Origin of the sequence: Actinomadura formosensis NBRC 14204 (assembly GCF_001552155.1) — a bacterium.
In the GTDB taxonomy this organism is placed as follows: Bacteria; Actinomycetota; Actinomycetes; order Streptosporangiales; family Streptosporangiaceae; genus Spirillospora; species Spirillospora formosensis.
Genome location: NZ_BCQQ01000043.1, coordinates 16117 through 33236 on the forward strand (window position 1 = coordinate 16117; position 17120 = coordinate 33236).

The window sequence follows — 17120 nt, forward strand, 5'->3', positions numbered from 1 at the left end:
CGCTCAGCCGCCGTCCCGGCCGATCCAGTCGACGCAGACGACCACGGCGTCGTCGGCGGGCGCGGAGTCCCCGTGGTACTCGACGAAGTGCCGGATGATCGTGCGGACGGCCTCCGGCGGGTCCTGCAGCCGGGTGGCGCGCAGCGCCTGGAGCAGCGCGGAACCCCCGTAGGCGGCACCGCTCGGGGAGAGGGCGGCGTGTATCCCGTCGCTGATGATGACCAGGCGGTCACTTCGCTCGACGGTGAACTCCTCGGTGGTGTAGCGGGTGTCGCCGAACATCCCGAGCGGCATCTGCGCGTCGAACCCGATCCCTTCGGTGACGCCGCCGCGCATCCGGAGGATCCGGGGCGAGCCCGCGTCGACGACCCCGACCCGTCCGGTGCCGAGGTCGAAGTCCATCAGCAGCGTGGCCACGTGCTGCTCGCCCCGGTGCCGCGCGTACAGCGCCTGGTCACCGAGCGCCGCCTGCTCGGCGATGTCGGCGCCGGACCGGCGCGCGTTGCGCAGCGCGCTGATCGCCAGATGGGTGAGCGCGGCCGCGTCCGTCCCCGAGCCCATGCCGTTGCTGACGGTCAGCGTGAGCCGCTCGCCGGACACCGCCCAGTCGAAGTTGTCGCCCCACACCGCGTACGCCGGTTCGAGCTGGCCGGCGAAGCGGAACTCGGCGGACTGGTAGGACGGCGCGGGCAGCAGGTCCCACTGCATCTCGGCGGCCAGCGTCAGCCGGGTCCGCCGGCGGATCCGCCGGTACAGGTCGGTGCCCTGGTCGGCGATCTTCAGGGCGCGGGCGAGGACGGGGGCGAAGCCGTCCAGCCAGGGCGGCCCGCCGTCCGGGGGGCGGACGGTGAGCACGCCGAGGCGCTCGCCCCGCACGGTCAGCGGCAGGTGGACGGCGTCCTCCTCCCGGACGGCCCGCTGCGCGGCGAACGCGCGTCCGGGCGCCGTGTTGTCGACCGGCACGTCCTGCTCACCCGGGCCGCTCCGGACGAGGAACGCCTGCCGGTAGTCGATGAGGAGGACCTCGGCGCCGATCCCCCGCCGGTCCAGCAGGCCGGTCGCGATCTTGATCAGTTCGTGCGGCGGCGCCGCCCAGAGCGCCTCCTCGATCGCCGCGAAGGAATCGTCGTCCGCGGGTTCGCGATGCATGGAAATCCTCGCCGGGGTAGGGACCGAGCCGTCTTCGGCATCCCCCGGGCCCGCCGGTCCGAGGATGCCGTCGGCGACGTCGTATGTAACAGTGGAGGGCATGGTGGACGCGCCGGGTGACGGGACCGCGGATTCCGCGGCGGCCCTCGACAGTGCGGCGTCCACCTTGATGAACGTGTGGTCGCGCGCCCACAATGCCCCGGATGTGCCCGTCCCGTCCACGCAGTTGCGCGCGCTGTTCGTGCTGGAGCGGGGGCCGGTCAACGTCAGCAACCTGGCGGGTGAACTGGGCGCGCTGGTGTCCTCGGCGAGCCGGCTGTGCGACCGGCTGGAGGCGGCCGGGCTGCTGACCCGCGACCCCGGCCGGGACCGCCGCGAGGTCACCGTCCGGCTGAGCGCCGACGGGCAGGCGCTGCTCGACCGGCTCCGGCTGCGGCGGCTGGAGGATCTCACCCGCGTGCTCGCGCAGATGCCGGCGTCCGCGCGGGCCGCGCTGCTCTGGGGTCTCACGGAATTCCACGAGGCGGCCTCCAGGCCGGACGACGAGGGCGGCTCGCTCTCCATGCTCGCCTGACTCGTCCGCTTTTCCGCAAATGGGGGAATTTGCTCGGCAAAGTACCCGCAAGCTGAACGGTTATCATTATTTGCGCCAACGAGTCGCGGGTCCGGCGGACGCCGCCGGGGCGCGGCCAGGCGCGTCAGCTCGCCAGCGACTTTTCGAAATGCACGATCGAGCCGCTCCGGTGAACGCGTTCGGCTATGTGAAGTTCCTCCGTGAACGCCCGCATCAGCTGGAGCCCCCGGCCATGCTCGGCGAGCGGTGCCGCCTGCGCGGCCCCCCACCCGGCGTTCTCCTCGGGTTCCGCCTCGCCCGTGCCCCCGTCGATGACCTCCACGACGCACCTCGTCCCGTCCATCCGAGCCCGGACCTCGTACTCCATTCCGGCCGCCGCGTGCTGGATGACGTTCGCGCACGCCTCCCCCAGGGCCAGCGCGATATCGGCACGGATCTCAGAACCCACTCCGAGCCCGCGGAGAGAGGCGTCGAGCGTATGTCGCACCAGCGGTGCGCTCTCGGCGTTCCTCGGCAGGGTCATTTCGAGGACGACCTCCATGCCAATCGCCTCCGTTCCTATGGCAGCAGATTTCCCCCGCATCTTCCATGGAAACTTCTGCCACGGGAATACTGTGTTAATTGCTTGTCTCTGTTCAGGGCTCTGGATGCCCTCCCGCAACGGGCGGAGCAGCGAGCGCGCCTTCCGCTCCGGTGACCCTGCCAGAGCCTGCGTTCGGCCTTGACCAGGCCGGGGAGACGTGCACACTGGGGCGGTGGTCAAGTCGTTGCGTCCCCAGAACTACAACGAGGTGCTGTACGTCGGGCACTTCTTCCGCAAGGGTGTGCCGGTCCTCATGGACTTGAGCGATCTGTCCGACGCCGAAGCCAGGCAGCTCGTCGACTTCGCGACCGGGCTCGTCTTCGGACGGGGCGGTGCGCTCGACCGCGTGGACCGGAAGCTCTTCCTCCTGCAGCCCTGAAGCCCGATCGCCGCTACCCGTCCGTGAGGGGGTACTTCATTCCCATGTGGGAGGGGCGGAAGCCGATCTTCTGGTAGAAGCGGATCGCGTCGGGGCGCTGGCGGTCGGTGGTGAGCTGGACGACCCGGCAGCCGCGGGCCCGGGCCCGGTCGATGGCCCAGTTGATCATGAGCTGGCCGACGCCGCGGCCGCGCTGGTCGGAGGCGACGCGGACGCCCTCGATCTGGGCGCGCTCACCGCCGGTGTAGGTGAGGCCGGGAATGAAGGTGAGCTGCAGGGTGCCGGCGAGCGCGCCGTCGATCTCCGCGATGATCACGGTGTTGTTGGGGTCCTTCTCGATCGCGGCGAAGGCGGTGAAGTAGGACTCCGGGATCCTCTCTCCCGGGGTTTCACGGGTCGATCCGAGGGGATCGTCGGCCAGGAGCCGGACGATCCCCGGCAGATCGTCGGCCGTGGCCTCGCGGATGGTCACTTCTTCATCACGCTGCACATCTCACAGGTTATCCGGACGTTAAGTTGCATCGTTCATGTATGTCTTGTAGTACTACGGGCGGTAGTACTACGTTGAGTGGAGACCACCCCCGCCGGGCCGAACCCACGGTGGTCTCGTCGCCGCGCAGGGAGAAGCCAATGCACAGCAACGAGAACGAGGAACACTGGACCGACCACGCCATCTGCCGTGGTGCCGATCCCGACCTCTTCTTCCCGATCGGCTACTCGGCGCCGCTCCTCCAGGCGCAGCAGGACGCGGCCAAGGAGATCTGTGCCAACTGCCCGGTGCGCGCCGAATGCCTGGCGTGGGCGCTGCGGGTGGGCGAGCCCGACGGCATCTGGGGCGGGACGACCCCGGAGGAGCGCCGCTACCTGCGCCGGACGGCCGATGCCCCGGCGCGGCGCCCGCTGCCCGTCATCGTGGTGCGCGGCGACGCGTCCGAGTCGGAGCACGCGCCGGCCGCCTAGGGAGGCAGAGCTCCTGCCCGCGAAGCGGCGGGCCGGCGGGTCGTCCAGGACCTCGGCCGCCGATGCCGGAGGTGCCGTGCGGGGCGGCACCCGGGGCAGGGTGAAAACCGTTCATGGCACCTTCTGGACGGCCTGCTCGTTGACCATGCAGGGTCGTCCAGACTTACGGTGACTGACATGAGCTATCTCCCTGACCGGCCACGTTCCTCCGAAGGGTTCGCGAAGCACGGTGCCCGCGCGCTGTCGTCGCTGATCCTGATCGGGTCCGTGACCGCGGTCATGTGGGTGCTGGAGGCGTTCGACTACACGACCGACGGCTGGCTCGACCGGTTCGGGATCCAGCCGCGCGACGTGAACGACCTTCCGGACATCTTCACCGCGCCGTTCATGCACGCCGGGTTCGGGCACCTGATGGCCAACACGCTCCCGTTCCTGATCCTCGGGTTCGTCGCGGCGGCGCGCGGCATCGCCAAGTTCCTGGCCGCCAGCCTGATCATCATCGTGGTCGGCGGGCTCGGGGTGTGGTTCCTCAGTTCGGCGAACACGCTCGGGTCCAGCATCCTGATCTTCGGTTTCTTCGGCTACCTGGTCGGCCGCGGGATCTTCGAGCGGCGGCTGCTCGACATCGGTATCGCGGTCGCCGTCGTGGCCGTCTACGGGACGATGATCTTCGGCGTGATCCCCGGAGATCCCGGCATCTCCTGGCAGGGCCACCTGTTCGGGCTGATCGGCGGCGTCCTCGCGTCCTGGTTCCTGCGCCGCGGCTAGTGCGGCCGGACGGTGACCTCCGCGACGACCGCGTCGCGCGGCGTCTCCAGCGCGGACACCAGCACGCGGGCCACGGTCGCGGGGGCGGCGAAGTCGCCCTCGGCGTAGGGGCGGCCCTCCTGGGCGCGCACCCTGCGCTGCATCTCCGTGGCCGTCCGGCCCGGATACACGGTCGTGACGCGCAGGGACGGCTCCTCGGCGCGCAGCGAGTCGGCCAGCGCGCGCAACCCGAACTTGCTCGCCGCGTAGGCCGCCCATCCGGGGTTGGCGCGCAGCCCGGCGGTCGAGTTCACGAAGACGACCTGCCCCTCGGCGGCGCGCAGCGCGGGCAGCAGCAGGCGGGTCAGCTCCGCCGCGGACACCAGGTTGACCGACAGGTGCTCCATCCACTCGTCGGCCTCCAGGTGCGCGACCGGTGACAGGCGCACCATGCCCGCCGCGTGGACGAGGCCGTCCAGCCGCGCCGGAATCCCGGACATCGCCAGGGCCGCCTCGATGCGGCGCGGTTCGGTCAGGTCCAGCGGGATCGTGGTGATGGACGTGGTGCGCGGCGGCGAGGTGACCGCGCCCCGGTTGATGACCTGGGTGGCGGCGTGCGCACCCGTGCGCAGCGCCCCGGCCAGCGCGTCGAGGCGCTCGGGGGAGCGGCCGGTGAGGATCAGGTCGTGCCCGCGTTCACGCAGCAGCTCGGCCACCGCCGTCCCGATGCCGCCCGTCGCCCCCGTGATCAGATATGTGCCCATGTCGTCCCATCTTCCCGCGTCCCCTACCTCGATGGACGCGCGGGGCGGCGGGTTAGTTCGGACGGAGCACCCGCGTGACACCGGCGATCAGCGCGGTGGCCAGCACCCAGCCCAGCGTGACGAGTGCGTAGGCGATCCAGCGCGACCAGTTCACCGCGTCGTAGGAGAGCTGCTGCCCGAAGGTGTCCAGCGGGATCAGCAGGTCGAGCGTGTAGATCAGCGCGTGGAAGGAGGGCAGCTCGTTGCCCGGTTTGACCGGGCGGGGATGCTCGATCGAGAACACCGTCGTGCCGAGGGCCAGCAGCGAGGCGAACCAGGCGGCCGCGAGCCACGGCCGGTACCCGAACCCGACCGTCCAGTCGAGCAGGTGGTTCCACGCCCTGCCGACCGGGTGGAGCCCGCGGCGGCGCGCCCGCAGCTTGGCGAGCTGCACCTTCCGCGCCAGGTCGTCGTGGCCGATGCCGTGGTACCAGGCGGCGAGCTGCTCGTACGGCTGGAGGTGGAACTCCTTGTCCCGCGAGACCCAGCTGAGCCGGTCCTTGAACTCGGCGCCGCGCAGCGTCTGGTATGTCATGCCGTTCAGATACAGCTCGTCCGGCCAGACGGACGGATGGTCCATGATCAGGTCGATCCGGGAGTACGACAGCGACACCCGGCCCTGGATCTTCTCCTCCGGCCACAGCAGCAGCTCGTCCGCCTGGATGTGGCTGGCGTGCAGCGCCATCCGGGCCGGGTCGCCGGAGTCGAGCCGGGCCCGGGAGAACGACAGGATGCCGTTGAACCGGGCGCTGCGCAGCCGGACGGTGCCGAGCGCGGTGAAGCCCCTGCTGAACTCGGCGGCGTCCTCGACGATCATGTTCTGCGCGTCGAGGGCGATGCGGCCGGGATTGGAGAGCGTCGTCTGTTCCATGAACAGGCCGCCGTTCATCCGCGCGCCGACGAAGCGGACACCGCCGCTGATCTCGGCGCCCCGGATGAACGTGCCGACGTCCACGACGAGGCCGCCGCTGAAGATCGCCCACTGCGCGGGGTCGGTCACCGTGATGCGCGTGTCGTTCATCCGCAGGCCGCCGCTGAGCTGCGCCCTCGGGAGCCGCACCGAGCCCTCGATCCGCGACCGGGACAGGCTGAGGTAGCCGTCCGCGCGCAGGCCGCCGCCGTCGAAGCCCGGCATCCGGCAGCCGGAGAGCCGCAGCTGCCGGGTCGTGGCGTTGGAGAAGTCCGGTTCCTCGACGAGGCGGCAGTCCTCCAGCCGCAGCTCGTGCTCGACGGTGCCGCCGGTGACGTCCAGCCGTCCGGTGATGTAGGCGCCGCGGAGCCGGACGGCCGCCACCGCGCCCGGCTGCGTCTCGCCGGCGCCGAGCAGCAGCCGGGTGATGATCTCGGCGCGGACGATCCGGTCGGGCAGCGGCCCGGCGGGCAGGTCGTCGCCGAGGACGACGGGTGAGCCGGTGGGGAACGCGGCCCAGAGGCGCCGTTCCGCGTGGTTCAGTCCGGGGGGCTGGGGCACGGAACCTCTTTCTACGCGGAGATCCCCTCCGCGAGCAAGATCGCGGAGGGGATCTTCGGGACGGCCGGAACGGTTAGAAGAAGCCGCGGCGCCGGCCGGCGTCCTGCAAGAAGCCGTCGAGCTGCCGCTCCCAGTCGGTGTGCTCCACGGTCGCGTAGTCGACGGTGAACCGGCTGAACGCGTCGTGCCCTTCGGTGAACACACCGCCGCGCTTGTCCAGCTCCAGCACGACCTCCATCGACTGCGGGTACGACACGAACGTCACCTCAAGCTGCTTGATGCCGCGCGCGTACTGGCCCGGAGGGTGGAACTCGATCTCCTGGTAGAACGGCAGCTCCTGGTGGACGCCCCAGATGCGGCCCTTCTCGCAGTCGGCGTTGCGGAACTGGAAGCCGAGGTTGGAGAAGGCCGCGAGGATGCGCTCCTGCGCGGGCAGCGGGTGGACGGCGACCGGGTCGAGGTCGCCCGGGTCGAGTGCCCCCGCGACCTCCAGCTCGGTCGCGATCCCGACCGTGGTGCCGTGCAGCGGATGCCCGTACATGTGGGTGAGCGGCGCCTCCCACGGGATGGGGAACTGGAACGGAATGCTGTGCCGCGCGCCCTCCTGGAGGCTGAAGCCGCCCGCGACGGGCATCTTGGCGTACTCCAGGTTGGTGGTGTACTCGTTGTCGCCCGACTCGACCTCCACCTTGGTCCGCAGGGCGAGGTTCACCGCCTTGATGTCGGAGTTGTACTGGCCCCCGATGATGGTGATCTCACCCGTCACGACACCGCCCGGCGTCGTGTTCGGGTTGTGTAGGACGGTTTCGATGGACGGGCCGCCGATGCCCATCGCCTGCCGCAGTTTCTTGAAGACCAAGGGTGGTCCCTCCCGTGTTCGAGCACTCCCCGCGCTCTCGTCCCATAGACGCTGTTACGGGAGAGTACGTTCCGGGAATGGCTGTGACCTGCGAATCGCCAGTTTTGGTGGCCATGAGTGGCCGCCTGCCGCGCGTTAGGAGCGGCTCGGGGCGTAGGAGCGGCCCAGGGCGCGGTACTCCCAGCCCGCTTCGCGCCATCGGGTGGCGTCGAGGGCGTGGCGCCCGTCCACGATCCGGGGGTGCCGGACGACCCGGCCCAGCGCCTCCGGGTCGACCTCCCGGAAGTCCGACCATTCGGTCAGCAGGACGACGACGTCGGCGTCCCGGGCGACGTCGAACGCGCTGTCGCCGTACCGCAGTTCGGGGAACGCGCGGCGGGCGTTGCCGAGCGCGGCCGGGTCGTAGACGCGGACGTCCCCGCCGAGGCCGTGCATGGTGCGCGCCACGTCCAGCGCGGGCGCGTCCCGGATGTCGTCGGAGTTGGGCTTGAACGCCGCGCCCCAGGCGGCGATGCGCCGGCCGGCGAAGTCGCCGCCGAGCAGTTCCCGGACGAGGTCGACGGTGCGGGCCCGGCGGCGCCGGTTGATGTCGTCCACCTGGCGCAGGAACGACACGGCCTGGCCGACGCCGATCTCCTCGGCGCGGTGCGCGAACGCCCGGATGTCCTTGGGCAGGCACCCGCCGCCGAAGCCGAGGCCCGGTTTGAGGAACTTGCCGCCGATCCGGTCGTCGAGCGCGAGCGAGTCGGCGAGGTCCTTGACGTCGGCGCCGACCGCCTCGCAGACCTCCGCCATCGCGTTGATGTAGGAGATCTTGGTGGCGAGGAAGGAGTTGGCGGCGACCTTGACCAGCTCGGCGGTGGCGAGATCCGTCCGGATGACGGGGGTGCCGATGTCGAGGACGGGTTTGAACGCCGCCCGCAGCCGCTCGTCCGCCCAGTCGGACGCGACGCCGAACACGAGCCGGTCCGGGCGCATGGTGTCGTCGACGGCGAAGCCCTCGCGGAGGAACTCGGGGTTCCAGGCCAGCTCGACCGCGTCGCCCGCGGGCGCCAGCGCCTGGACGAGTTCGGTGAGGCGCGCGGCCGTCCCCACGGGCACCGTGGACTTGCCGACGACGAGGGCGCGGCGGCGCAGGTGCGGGGCGAGGGAGCGGGCGGCGGCCTCCAGGTAGGTCAGGTCGGCGGCGTCGGACCCGGCCTGCTGGGGTGTGCCCACGCACAGGAAGTGGACGTCTCCGAACGCGCCGGCCTCCTCGAACGAGGTGGTGAAGCGGAGCCGGCCGGAGTCGAGCGCTTTGGTGAGCAGTTCGGGTAGTCCGGGCTCGAAGATAGGGACCTCGCCGGACGCCAACCGGTCGATCTTGTGTCGGTCGACGTCCACTCCGAGGACCTCGTAGCCGAGCACGGCCATGCAGATGGCGTGCGTGGCGCCGAGGTAGCCGGTCCCGATGACGGTCAGTCTCGGGGCCTCGGCCTCCTCCTGGTTCATGCGCACCTCCTCGTGTCTCACGGTGTTCAGCCCCCGCCCGATCTTCCCACCACGGTCCGGTGGGCCGCGGAAGGGGCTGGGGCGGGGTCAGGGAGGCGCCCGCGAGCTTGTGAGTTGTGTCATGTCCGGCATCGGGGCGTGGTTCGATGTGGCCTATGCCCTGAAACCGGGTGCTGTGCGGGGTTGCCACTGGTTACTAGCGGGTAGCATGATGTTGAGTTACTAACCAGTATGCAGCGGGGCCGCCGGCACCGCCGGAGCTAAACGGAGTCTCGAATGGGGCACTACAAGAGCAACCTCCGGGACCTGGAGTTCAACCTCTTCGAGGTGTTCAGGCGCCAGGACCTCCTCGGCAGCGGCCCGTACGCGGAACTGGACGAGGACACCGTGCGCAGCGTCCTCGACGAGGTGAACCGGCTGGCCGAGGGGCCGATCGCCGAGTCCTTCGAGGACGCCGACCGCAACCCGCCCGCGTTCGACCCCGCCACCGGCACCGTCACGATGCCGGAGAGCTTCAAGAAGTCGTTCAAGGCGTGGATGGACGCCGAGTGGTACCGCCTCGACCTCGCACCCGAGTTCGGCGGCAGCGGCGCCCCGCGCTCCCTCACCTGGGCCGTCGCCGAGCAGGTGCTGGGCGCCAACCCGGCCGTCTACATGTTCGCCTCCGGTCCCGGTTTCGCCCAGATCCTGTGGTACATCGGCACGCCCGAGCAGAAGCGGTTCGCCGAACTGGCCCTTGAACGGCAGTGGGGCGCCACGATGGTGCTGACCGAGCCGGATGCGGGCTCCGACGTCGGCGCCGGCCGCGCCAAGGCCGTCCAGCAGCCGGACGGCACCTGGCACATCGAGGGCGTCAAGCGCTTCATCACCTCGGCCGAGCACGACATGGCCGAGAACATCTTCCACCTGGTGCTGGCCCGTCCCGAGGGCGCCGGCCCCGGCACCAAGGGCCTGTCGATGTTCCTCGTCCCGAAGTACCTGGTCGACCTGGAGACCGGCGAGCTGGGCGAGCGCAACGGCGCCTACGTGACGAACGTCGAGAAGAAGATGGGCCTCAAGGTCTCCACGACCTGCGAGCTGACCCTCGGCGAGAAGCACCCCGCCATCGGCTACCTGGTCGGGGACGTCCACCAGGGCATCCGGCAGATGTTCCTCGTCATCGAGTACGCCCGGATGATGGTCGGCACCAAGGCCATCGCGACGCTGTCGACCGGCTACCTCAACGCGCTGGAGTACGCGAAGGAGCGCGTGCAGGGCGCGGACATGACGCAGATGACGGACAAGTCCGCCCCGCGCGTCACGATCACCCACCACCCGGACGTCCGGCGCAGCCTCATGACGCAGAAGGCGTACGCCGAGGGGATGCGGGCGCTCGTGATGCTCACCGCGACCTACCAGGACGCCGTGCAGGTCGCCGAGCACGAGGGCCGCAAGGACGAGCAGGCCGAGAAGGTCAACGACCTGCTGCTGCCGATCGTCAAGGGCTTCGGCTCCGAGCGGGCGTACGCGCTGCTCGGCGCCGAGTCGCTGCAGACCCTCGGCGGCTCCGGCTTCCTGCAGGACTACCCGATCGAGCAGTACATCCGCGACTCCAAGATCGACACCCTGTACGAGGGGACCACCGCGATCCAGGGCCAGGACCTGTTCTTCCGCAAGATCCTGCGGGACAACGGCGAGGCGCTGAAGGTGCTCGCCGGCGAGATCAGGGCGTTCGCCGAGTCCGAGGCGGGCAACGGCCGGCTGAAGAACGAGCGGGAGCTGCTCGGCCGGGCCCTGGACGACGTGCAGGGCATCATCACCCCGATGGTCGGGTGGGCGCTCGGCTCGATGGAGGACCCGAAGGAGCTGTACAGGGTCGGGCTCAACACGTCCCGGCTGCTGCTCGCCCTCGGTGACCTCATCGTCGGCTGGCTGCTGCTCCGCCAGGCCGACGTCGCGCTGACCGCACTCGGCGGCGGGGACGTGTCCGACCCCGACAAGGCGTTCTACAGCGGCAAGGTCGCGGCCGCGCAGTTCTTCTGCCAGACCGTCCTGCCGCGCCTGGCATCCGACCGCGCCATCACCGAGGCCACCACCCTCGACGTAATGGACCTGCCCGAAGAATCGTTCTGAGTTCGACTGCGACAGGCCCCCGCCCGATTTCGGCGGGGGCCTGTTCTCGTACCACTGTGTCGGCGAGCCCGCGCTTTGGACAGAACGATTCTCGACCGCAGTGTCGCCCGGAAATAGATGATCACTGCACCTTGCGGACAGTATTGACCCGAAGAGGCCGGAAGCGTGCGTCTGCCGTTTGTCCGTGATGTGGCCCGGGGAGGGCTGACGACGGCTTCTATCCGGGAGGATCCCCATGAAGGTGATCGGTCGCCTCGGCAAAGCACCCGCCGAGCGCGGTGATACGACCTCGACGACCGGTTCTCCTGATATTCTCACACTCAGTGATGGTGCATTCGCGGTCATTGGCGTCGACATCACCGACGAGCTCGGGCCGAATCCGATGAAAGACGCCCGATGCGCCCCAGATGAACGGATCGTTCGCATCACGCGCGCCACTCTCATCGCCGCGAAGAAAGACATCCCGGACGAATGATGCATCAACCGCCTGAGTGGGTACTGGACGGCAGCGAGCGGCTCACCCTGGACGGCTTCCTGGAGGCGTTCGGCCGAGCCTGGGCACGTACCGAACGGCGCTTCCTCAAGCTGGAGTGCTGGCAGTCCTACCGCGAGGCCGACGGCGTCCGATCGCAGGAGGCGTTCCAGGCGGGCGACGCCGTGCGGGCCCGCCGCCTCCTGAGCGAAGAGGCGATGGGAGACCAGCCCCTTCGCGACGAGGTCAGGTCGCGGAACCTGGAGTTCACCCGGGTGCGGCTGCTGTCCTACCCGCTCACCGACTACCTGCGCTACGAGATGATCAACTATGAGGTGCGGTGCGGGCTGGGCGAGCACATCGAATTCTTCGCGCCACCGGCTCCGGTGGAGAACTACTTCGATTTCCTGCTGTTCGACTCGCACAGCGCCCTCGTCCACGACTACGGTCCCGGCCCCATCGGCTACCAGGTCGGCGGCTGGCTCGTCCGGCGTCCAAAGACGCTGGACGCTCTCGCGGACATCGCCGGCGATGTGCGGACCCGCGGTGAAAGGCTGCGACCGCTGCAAGGAGTTCCGGACGCCTACCGCGCCTGACCCGGCGATGCCATGAAAGGCAGAGTGCGGCGCGCCCTCCCCATGGGTCTCGCGATCACGGCGGGACTCCTCGCCGTGGTCTTCTGCGTCCTCGTCCCGGTTCTTCTCCTGCTCCGTCTGGACGACGACGAGCTGGCGCGCTGGTCGGACATCGGTCAGGCGGTCAGCCCGGTCGCGGTCTTCTTCTCCGGCGCCGCGTTCCTGGGCATCACCGCCGCGCTCCTGATGCAGGGCCGCGAGCTGCGCAACCAGCGTGAAGAGCTGAGAATTGCTCAGGAGGAGCAGGCGCGAAGCAGTGAACTCGCGATGCGCGAGCTGCACACCGACCTGATCAAAATGGCCATCGAGGACAGCGAACTCCGCTCGGTCTGGCCAGCCCCCGCACCCGGCGAGCAGACGACCCGCAAGGACCACTACTGCAATCTGATCCTGACCTCCAGAAGGTCGCCTATGAGACCCGCACCATCGAGCTCCCAGAACTCCGCAATGCCCTGCGGTTCCTGATGGCCAGCCGGACATGCGGGCCTTCTGGGCCCGCAGCCGCCCGTCTCGTGTCTCCATCACCGACGGTGACGGCGCCGAGGACACCTTCACGGCCGAAGTGGACGCGGCGTACACCGACACCATTGCGCCATAGACAGCGCGTCAGGCCCCCGTGAGGGTTCTGGCGGGGGCCTGTCGGTTCAGGCCGGGTCGACCGGGTTGTCCGGGGAGTCGAGCCAGATCGTCTGCCCCTCCGGCGTCCGGTGATCCCGAACCGGCCCATGGCAGGTCTGGCGGCTTCGGTCCCGTCGTCTATGGCGAAAGCAGTTGCTCCCAGGCGGCGAATCGGTCTCTCATTGCCCCGATCTCCGCGCTGGGCACGCCGTAGGCGGTGAAGTCCCGGTCGGGGATGCGGTGCAGGTAGGAGAGCGACTCTGCGAATAGCGCAGTGTCAAAGCCGGGACCCCGGTCACCGACGGCCTCCAGCGCGATGCGGGCCAGCCGTTGTGGGAACCGATCCATCAGGCGGCATGCCGCAACTGGGAAAAGCGCCGCTCCCACCGGGCACGGACCGGACGAGCCGAAAGGATCTCATCCCAGTGCTCCACCAGCAGCCGACCGTTGATCAGCCGCCGCTGATGCTCCGCCCCGCCCTCCTCCAGCACAATCTTGTAGAGCGCCGCCCGGTCGTAGTCGTCATCAAGATCGAATTCAGTCCGCCCGCCCCAGGCCAGCTCTAGGGGAAGCACCACCACACCATGCTCCGGCCCCCGGAGCTCATCCAGCGAGCCGGCCACCTCGTACGGCCTGGTCTCGGCGTAACTGAACGGCTCTCCGCTGTGCCCTTTCATACACACCAGTGTGCCCGATCGACCGCCCAGAGGACTTCGTCCACGTCCGCCTGTGCGGCACCGCTAATTAACTTCGTGGTCGTCCAGGTGCCGTCTGCGCGGCGGGTGGAGGGCCGGGGGCGGCGCACATACGGCTCGGGCCTGGCGTGGGGATGCGGGCGGGCCGTCACCGAGGCCACCACCCTGGACGTGACGGACCTTCCCGAAGAATCGTTCTGATCCCGTCCTGACCGGCCGCGCACCGGCCCCCGCCGTCCCGACGGCGGGGGCCTGTTCGTTCAGGTCGGGGCGATCGGGTTGTCCGGGGAGTCGAGCCAGATCGTTTGCCCCTGGGACGTCACGGTGATCCCGAACCGGTCGATGGCAGGTCTGCCGGCGTCGGCCCACCTCTCCTTGCAGGCGTTCCGGTCGGGTTGGGAGATCCGTTGGCCGCGTAGCGGCATGAACCAGGAGGGGGCGACGAACCGGCCTTCTGCACGCCCTCCGTCCCGGACGGCGAGACGACCGATCGGGCCGTCGGGGTGGAACGTCGGAGCCCACGGAACCAGTAGGAGCCCGCCCGGCCGCGTCTGCCGCACCCAGGCATACGGCAGCTCCGCCGTGGCGGCCGTGGCGATCACCCGGTCGAACGGGCCGCCCGCCGGGCTTCCGGCCTCGCCGTCTCCGGTGACGACCTGGACCGGGCAGCCGACCCCGGCCAGGTTCGCCCTCGCCTGCTCGGCCACCACCGGGTCGATCTCGATCGTGGTCACGTTCTGCGGCCCGACGATTTCCGCCATCAGTGCGGCGTTCCAGCCCGTGCCAGTGCCGATCTCCATGACCCGGTGACCGGGCTGAAGGTCCAGGAGCTCCAGCATTTGCCGCACGACGTGCGGGGCCGAGCACGAGCTTGTGGGCCACACGCCTTTATCGGCCGCTCCGTCATCTATTTGCGTCGTCACGGCGTCGTCGGAGCGCACCAGGGCGCGCCAGCGGTCCGGGTCGTCCTGACGGCGCAGGGGGACGGCCCAGCCGTCGTCACGACGGACCCAAACCAGGTCAGGGACGAACGCTTCGCGCGGTACGGCCTTGAACGCGGCGTCGATGCTCATGCCTTCCCCGAACCGTGGCAGCCGGGGCATTTGACGTCCTCCTCCTTGCTGTCGTTGTTCACGGTGATCTTTCCGCTTCCGCCGCACATGCCGCAGTTCGACGGATTCTCGTGTTTACCCATGAGGCTGATCCTTTCGGACGATCTTTTCGACCTTACGGAGTGCTGGCCCTGTTCGGGGCTCGTTGGGTTCGGGCTGGAATAACTCGTTCGGGTCTGCCTCTGCGGCAACGCCGATCAAACCCGGCCATCCTGGAAATCACGGCGCCCGGGCATTTCGCGGATTGGCGGTCACGGGAGTGGAGCCGCGGGCGTCGGGTGGAGGCAGGCGGTCAGGAACCAGTGGACGACGCGCCGGACACGCCCGCTGTGTTGCGCTGGTCGCCGGGTGGTGGCCTTCGCGGTCGTCCCGGTGCCGTCTGGATGCGGGGTGGACGGCTGAGGGCGGCGCACATACGGCTCGGGCCTCGCGTGGGGATGCGGGCGGGGCAGAGCGGCGCGGAGCTTGCGGGCCAGGTCGGCGGCCGTCCTGGCTTCGACCAGCCGGTCCGGAAGGAGCGCCCAGAGCGAACCGCTGAACTCGCCGTGCCAGATGCAGAGCCCCGGGAAGGCACGTTGAAGGTCGTCGAGAGCCTGGTCGATGTCGAGATCCAGCTCCAGCCGTCCGACCGGACGCGTGGACAGCGGTGGCGCGGGCGCTGAGCGGGCAAGCGCCGGTCGGTCGTGCCACGCCTCGGGTCTGTGGGTCATCGGGATGCCTCCGTTGCGCTACCAGGTGGAGGGGAACATGCGGTGTTTGAGGAGGGCGTCCACCTGGTCGGCGGCCTGCTTGGTGTCGCCGCAGGGGCAGAGGTAGCCGTGGCGTCCGCGCCCGGCGTCGTAGTAGGCCCAGCCGCCGGGCACGGCCTGGACGTTCACCGCGACGCGGACGTAGTCGTCGGGGCCGAACGCCAGCACCCAGAGCACCGGCGGACGAGTGGGGAACTCGTCGGCCTGGTAGAGCTTGACGCAGCGGTAGTTCTTGGCTCGGACGGCGACGGCGAGCAGGTCGAGGTTCCGGATCGCCGTGGTGCGCCCCAGCCGGGTCCGCCACCGCAGCAGATGACGGCCCGCCCGGACGTTCAGCGGGCGCAGCGAGCCCATGTGATCTTCCCTTCCTCGTTGAGCGGCCGGACACCCCAGTCGTGGACGAGCTGAGCCATCAGCAGCAGACCGCGCCCGCTCTCGGCGTCGCCGTCCTCGTCCTGGACGATGGGGAGAGTGGTGCTCTCGTCCCAGACCTCGATGACGGTGAGCGGTTCGCGCACGTCCGGGAAGACGCGGACGATGATGTGCCCGACCCCGACGTGCTTGTAGCTGTTGGTCACCAGCTCGGTAACCACGAGCCGGCCGACGAAGTCGTCGGCGTGCCCGAGCTCGCGGAACCGGTCGGTGAGGTAGCGGCGCGCTTTCGCGGGCGCCTCGTCGGACGGATCGAGGACGAGCGGCGCCGCCTCGGGCGCGAGCATGACCGCTGGCATCGGTGAACCTCCAGCCTGGACGGAGGCTGATCTCGAACGGGGCCAACCCGCCAAACCGGAAGAACCCGCCACGATCACCCTGTGTTATCGAACGAACACTATGAAGTCACAAGACGGCGTAGGATTCCCGGGTACCTGTGAAGCAGTGTCAGAACACTCACAACCGCTGTCGTTGGAAGTAACCCCCTCAGCGAGAGGCGTTATGCCGATGCAGAACAGAATCAAGCCCGAGTTCCTGAGCTTCGGTGCGGAGGTCAGGCGCCTCCGCAAGGCTGCTGGCTTCAATCAGCAGCAGCTCGCTGACCTGGTGAATGTGACACGCAGCTACATCACGCAGATCGAGTCCGGCCGGACGCGCTGCCGCCGAGATATGGCCCTTCGGCTTGACCGTGCGCTCAAGTCCGGGACGACCCTCGTCGAAGCCTGGGACGAACTACTAGAATCGATCAAGTCCGACAAGTACCCCGAACACTTCGCTAGCTACCCGAAGGCTGAGCAGTCCGCGATCATGGTCCGCGCCTACGAGGAGCGACTGGTGCCGGGGCTTTTGCAGAAGGAAGCCTATGCTCGCGTTCTCTTGAGAGATGAGGACGCAGTTAAAAACCGGATGCGACGGCAGGAGATTCTACACAGGAATCCGCCTCCGATCATCTCTGTCATTATGGACGAGACGGTCCTCTATCGTGAGGTTGGAGGGCCGGAGGTTATGAAGGAGCAGTTGGAGCACCTATGTGAACTATCCTTGAGCGGGAAGGTTCAGTTGCAGATTGCTCCGATTCGATACATCAGGAACGTCTGGGGATCTTTTCATATCGCCACTCGTCCCGACCACAAGCAGGTGGCGTATGCGATCAAGGCGTGGGGAGGTGAAACAACGACAGACCCCCGAAGAGATTGCAATGGCAAACGAGACCTTCGTGATCCTGCAATCGGAAGCACTGAACGTGAGGGACGCGCGAGCCCTGATTAGAAAGGTTATA

At 69.0% G+C, this 17120-nt stretch carries 22 protein-coding genes; 10 read left to right on the forward strand and 12 right to left on the reverse strand.

Going from position 1 to position 17120, the window contains the following annotated elements; all coding sequences use genetic code 11:
• Positions 1 to 3: 3 nt before the first annotated feature.
• Entirely contained in the window at positions 4 to 1149 is a 1146-nt protein-coding gene (locus AF1_RS13945; protein ID WP_067797863.1) for a PP2C family protein-serine/threonine phosphatase, read from the reverse strand.
• Positions 1150 to 1249: 100 nt separating this feature from the next.
• Between AF1_RS13945 and AF1_RS13950 the strand changes: the two genes are divergently transcribed.
• Entirely contained in the window at positions 1250 to 1723 is a 474-nt protein-coding gene (locus AF1_RS13950; RefSeq protein ID WP_067797866.1) for a MarR family winged helix-turn-helix transcriptional regulator, read from the forward strand.
• Between the two features lie 124 nt (positions 1724 to 1847).
• Here AF1_RS13950 and AF1_RS13955 read toward each other — a convergent pair whose 3' ends face one another.
• On the reverse strand, positions 1848 to 2264 hold the full coding sequence (locus AF1_RS13955; RefSeq protein ID WP_067797870.1) for an ATP-binding protein: 417 nt from the start codon (positions 2262 to 2264) through the stop codon (positions 1848 to 1850).
• A gap of 214 nt (positions 2265 to 2478) precedes the next feature.
• On the opposite strand from AF1_RS13955, the gene sepF reads away from it, so the two are divergent.
• Positions 2479 to 2685 carry a cell division protein SepF gene (gene sepF, locus AF1_RS13960; protein ID WP_067797873.1) on the forward strand — a complete coding sequence of 69 codons (207 nt, stop codon included), beginning with the start codon at positions 2479 to 2481 and terminating at the stop codon, positions 2683 to 2685.
• A 13-nt stretch (positions 2686 to 2698) separates the two neighbouring features.
• On the opposite strand, the gene AF1_RS13965 is transcribed toward sepF, so the two are convergent.
• Positions 2699 to 3175, reverse strand: a complete 477-nt coding sequence (locus AF1_RS13965; protein WP_407642196.1) for a GNAT family N-acetyltransferase — start codon at positions 3173 to 3175, stop codon at positions 2699 to 2701.
• A gap of 140 nt (positions 3176 to 3315) precedes the next feature.
• On the opposite strand from AF1_RS13965, the gene AF1_RS13970 reads away from it, so the two are divergent.
• Positions 3316 to 3645: a WhiB family transcriptional regulator gene (locus tag AF1_RS13970; RefSeq protein ID WP_067797879.1), complete on the forward strand. Its 330-nt coding sequence runs from the start codon at positions 3316 to 3318 to the stop codon at positions 3643 to 3645.
• Between the two features lie 177 nt (positions 3646 to 3822).
• Complete coding sequence (locus tag AF1_RS13975; protein ID WP_067797882.1) at positions 3823 to 4413, forward strand: rhomboid family intramembrane serine protease; 591 nt, start codon at positions 3823 to 3825, stop codon at positions 4411 to 4413.
• On the opposite strand, the gene AF1_RS13980 is transcribed toward AF1_RS13975, so the two are convergent.
• From AF1_RS13980 to AF1_RS13995, 4 genes are all read right to left on the reverse strand, one after another.
• Positions 4410 to 5156 (reverse strand): SDR family oxidoreductase, encoded by a 747-nt coding sequence (locus AF1_RS13980; protein ID WP_067797885.1) that lies wholly within the window; start codon positions 5154 to 5156, stop codon positions 4410 to 4412. The two genes, AF1_RS13975 and AF1_RS13980, sit on opposite strands and share 4 nt — an antisense overlap.
• Positions 5157 to 5208: 52 nt before the next feature.
• Positions 5209 to 6666: a hypothetical protein gene (locus AF1_RS13985; protein ID WP_067797888.1), complete on the reverse strand. Its 1458-nt coding sequence runs from the start codon at positions 6664 to 6666 to the stop codon at positions 5209 to 5211.
• Between the two features lie 73 nt (positions 6667 to 6739).
• Positions 6740 to 7525, reverse strand: coding sequence for a sporulation protein (locus tag AF1_RS13990; RefSeq protein WP_067797891.1), 786 nt, complete (start codon positions 7523 to 7525; stop codon positions 6740 to 6742).
• 135 nt (positions 7526 to 7660) lie between these two features.
• Positions 7661 to 9016 carry a UDP-glucose dehydrogenase family protein gene (locus AF1_RS13995; RefSeq protein ID WP_067797894.1) on the reverse strand — a complete coding sequence of 452 codons (1356 nt, stop codon included), beginning with the start codon at positions 9014 to 9016 and terminating at the stop codon, positions 7661 to 7663.
• Positions 9017 to 9292: 276 nt separating this feature from the next.
• Between AF1_RS13995 and AF1_RS14000 the strand changes: the two genes are divergently transcribed.
• The 4 genes from AF1_RS14000 (at position 9293) to AF1_RS14010 (ending at position 12700) form a co-directional block, all read left to right on the forward strand.
• Complete coding sequence (locus AF1_RS14000; RefSeq protein WP_067797896.1) at positions 9293 to 11128, forward strand: acyl-CoA dehydrogenase; 1836 nt, start codon at positions 9293 to 9295, stop codon at positions 11126 to 11128.
• Between the two features lie 235 nt (positions 11129 to 11363).
• Positions 11364 to 11603: a hypothetical protein gene (locus tag AF1_RS33260; RefSeq protein WP_084262874.1), complete on the forward strand. Its 240-nt coding sequence runs from the start codon at positions 11364 to 11366 to the stop codon at positions 11601 to 11603.
• Positions 11600 to 12196 carry a DUF6879 family protein gene (locus AF1_RS14005; protein WP_255218804.1) on the forward strand — a complete coding sequence of 199 codons (597 nt, stop codon included), beginning with the start codon at positions 11600 to 11602 and terminating at the stop codon, positions 12194 to 12196. The genes AF1_RS33260 and AF1_RS14005 overlap by 4 nt, the downstream gene beginning before the upstream one ends.
• 12 nt (positions 12197 to 12208) lie before the next feature.
• Entirely contained in the window at positions 12209 to 12700 is a 492-nt protein-coding gene (locus AF1_RS14010; RefSeq protein ID WP_207393975.1) for a DUF6082 family protein, read from the forward strand.
• Between the two features lie 500 nt (positions 12701 to 13200).
• Here the strand turns inward: AF1_RS14010 and AF1_RS14020 are convergent, their stop codons facing one another.
• Entirely contained in the window at positions 13201 to 13530 is a 330-nt protein-coding gene (locus tag AF1_RS14020; RefSeq protein WP_067797906.1) for a hypothetical protein, read from the reverse strand.
• 75 nt (positions 13531 to 13605) lie between these two features.
• Here AF1_RS14020 and AF1_RS34340 point away from each other — a divergent pair, with 75 nt between their 5' ends.
• Complete coding sequence (locus AF1_RS34340) at positions 13606 to 13749, forward strand: hypothetical protein (protein ID WP_157419190.1); 144 nt, start codon at positions 13606 to 13608, stop codon at positions 13747 to 13749.
• 59 nt (positions 13750 to 13808) lie between these two features.
• On the opposite strand, the gene AF1_RS14025 is transcribed toward AF1_RS34340, so the two are convergent.
• The 4 genes from AF1_RS14025 to AF1_RS14040 form a co-directional block, all read right to left on the reverse strand.
• Positions 13809 to 14651 (reverse strand): methyltransferase domain-containing protein, encoded by an 843-nt coding sequence (locus tag AF1_RS14025; protein ID WP_242608667.1) that lies wholly within the window; start codon positions 14649 to 14651, stop codon positions 13809 to 13811.
• A 260-nt stretch (positions 14652 to 14911) separates the two neighbouring features.
• Positions 14912 to 15370: a hypothetical protein gene (locus tag AF1_RS14030; protein WP_067797909.1), complete on the reverse strand. Its 459-nt coding sequence runs from the start codon at positions 15368 to 15370 to the stop codon at positions 14912 to 14914.
• A gap of 18 nt (positions 15371 to 15388) precedes the next feature.
• Complete coding sequence (locus AF1_RS14035; RefSeq protein WP_067797912.1) at positions 15389 to 15763, reverse strand: hypothetical protein; 375 nt, start codon at positions 15761 to 15763, stop codon at positions 15389 to 15391.
• Positions 15742 to 16140: an ATP-binding protein gene (locus AF1_RS14040; RefSeq protein ID WP_131732444.1), complete on the reverse strand. Its 399-nt coding sequence runs from the start codon at positions 16138 to 16140 to the stop codon at positions 15742 to 15744. Before AF1_RS14040 ends, AF1_RS14035 begins: the two co-directional genes overlap by 22 nt.
• A 208-nt stretch (positions 16141 to 16348) precedes the next feature.
• Here AF1_RS14040 and AF1_RS14045 point away from each other — a divergent pair, with 208 nt between their 5' ends.
• Complete coding sequence (locus AF1_RS14045) at positions 16349 to 17110, forward strand: helix-turn-helix domain-containing protein (RefSeq protein ID WP_169804033.1); 762 nt, start codon at positions 16349 to 16351, stop codon at positions 17108 to 17110.
• The last annotated feature ends 10 nt before the right edge of the window (positions 17111 to 17120 follow it).

What these genes read in the sequence shown, in the direction of transcription:
- AF1_RS13945 (WP_067797863.1), bottom strand. Translation starts at nt 1,149, where the DNA reads ATGCATCGCGAACCCGCGGACGACGATTCCTTCGCGGCGATCGAGGAG.
- AF1_RS13950 (WP_067797866.1), top strand. Translation starts at nt 1,250, where the DNA reads ATGGTGGACGCGCCGGGTGACGGGACCGCGGATTCCGCGGCGGCCCTC.
- AF1_RS13955 (WP_067797870.1), bottom strand. Translation starts at nt 2,264, where the DNA reads ATGGAGGTCGTCCTCGAAATGACCCTGCCGAGGAACGCCGAGAGCGCA.
- AF1_RS13970 (WP_067797879.1), top strand. Translation starts at nt 3,316, where the DNA reads ATGCACAGCAACGAGAACGAGGAACACTGGACCGACCACGCCATCTGC.
- AF1_RS13975 (WP_067797882.1), top strand. Translation starts at nt 3,823, where the DNA reads ATGAGCTATCTCCCTGACCGGCCACGTTCCTCCGAAGGGTTCGCGAAG.
- AF1_RS13980 (WP_067797885.1), bottom strand. Translation starts at nt 5,156, where the DNA reads ATGGGCACATATCTGATCACGGGGGCGACGGGCGGCATCGGGACGGCG.
- AF1_RS13995 (WP_067797894.1), bottom strand. Translation starts at nt 9,016, where the DNA reads ATGAACCAGGAGGAGGCCGAGGCCCCGAGACTGACCGTCATCGGGACC.
- AF1_RS14000 (WP_067797896.1), top strand. Translation starts at nt 9,293, where the DNA reads ATGGGGCACTACAAGAGCAACCTCCGGGACCTGGAGTTCAACCTCTTC.
- AF1_RS33260 (WP_084262874.1), top strand. Translation starts at nt 11,364, where the DNA reads ATGAAGGTGATCGGTCGCCTCGGCAAAGCACCCGCCGAGCGCGGTGAT.
- AF1_RS14005 (WP_255218804.1), top strand. Translation starts at nt 11,600, where the DNA reads ATGATGCATCAACCGCCTGAGTGGGTACTGGACGGCAGCGAGCGGCTC.
- AF1_RS14010 (WP_207393975.1), top strand. Translation starts at nt 12,209, where the DNA reads ATGAAAGGCAGAGTGCGGCGCGCCCTCCCCATGGGTCTCGCGATCACG.
- AF1_RS14020 (WP_067797906.1), bottom strand. Translation starts at nt 13,530, where the DNA reads ATGAAAGGGCACAGCGGAGAGCCGTTCAGTTACGCCGAGACCAGGCCG.
- AF1_RS14025 (WP_242608667.1), bottom strand. Translation starts at nt 14,651, where the DNA reads ATGCCCCGGCTGCCACGGTTCGGGGAAGGCATGAGCATCGACGCCGCG.
- AF1_RS14030 (WP_067797909.1), bottom strand. Translation starts at nt 15,370, where the DNA reads ATGACCCACAGACCCGAGGCGTGGCACGACCGACCGGCGCTTGCCCGC.
- AF1_RS14035 (WP_067797912.1), bottom strand. Translation starts at nt 15,763, where the DNA reads ATGGGCTCGCTGCGCCCGCTGAACGTCCGGGCGGGCCGTCATCTGCTG.
- AF1_RS14040 (WP_131732444.1), bottom strand. Translation starts at nt 16,140, where the DNA reads ATGCCAGCGGTCATGCTCGCGCCCGAGGCGGCGCCGCTCGTCCTCGAT.
- AF1_RS14045 (WP_169804033.1), top strand. Translation starts at nt 16,349, where the DNA reads ATGCAGAACAGAATCAAGCCCGAGTTCCTGAGCTTCGGTGCGGAGGTC.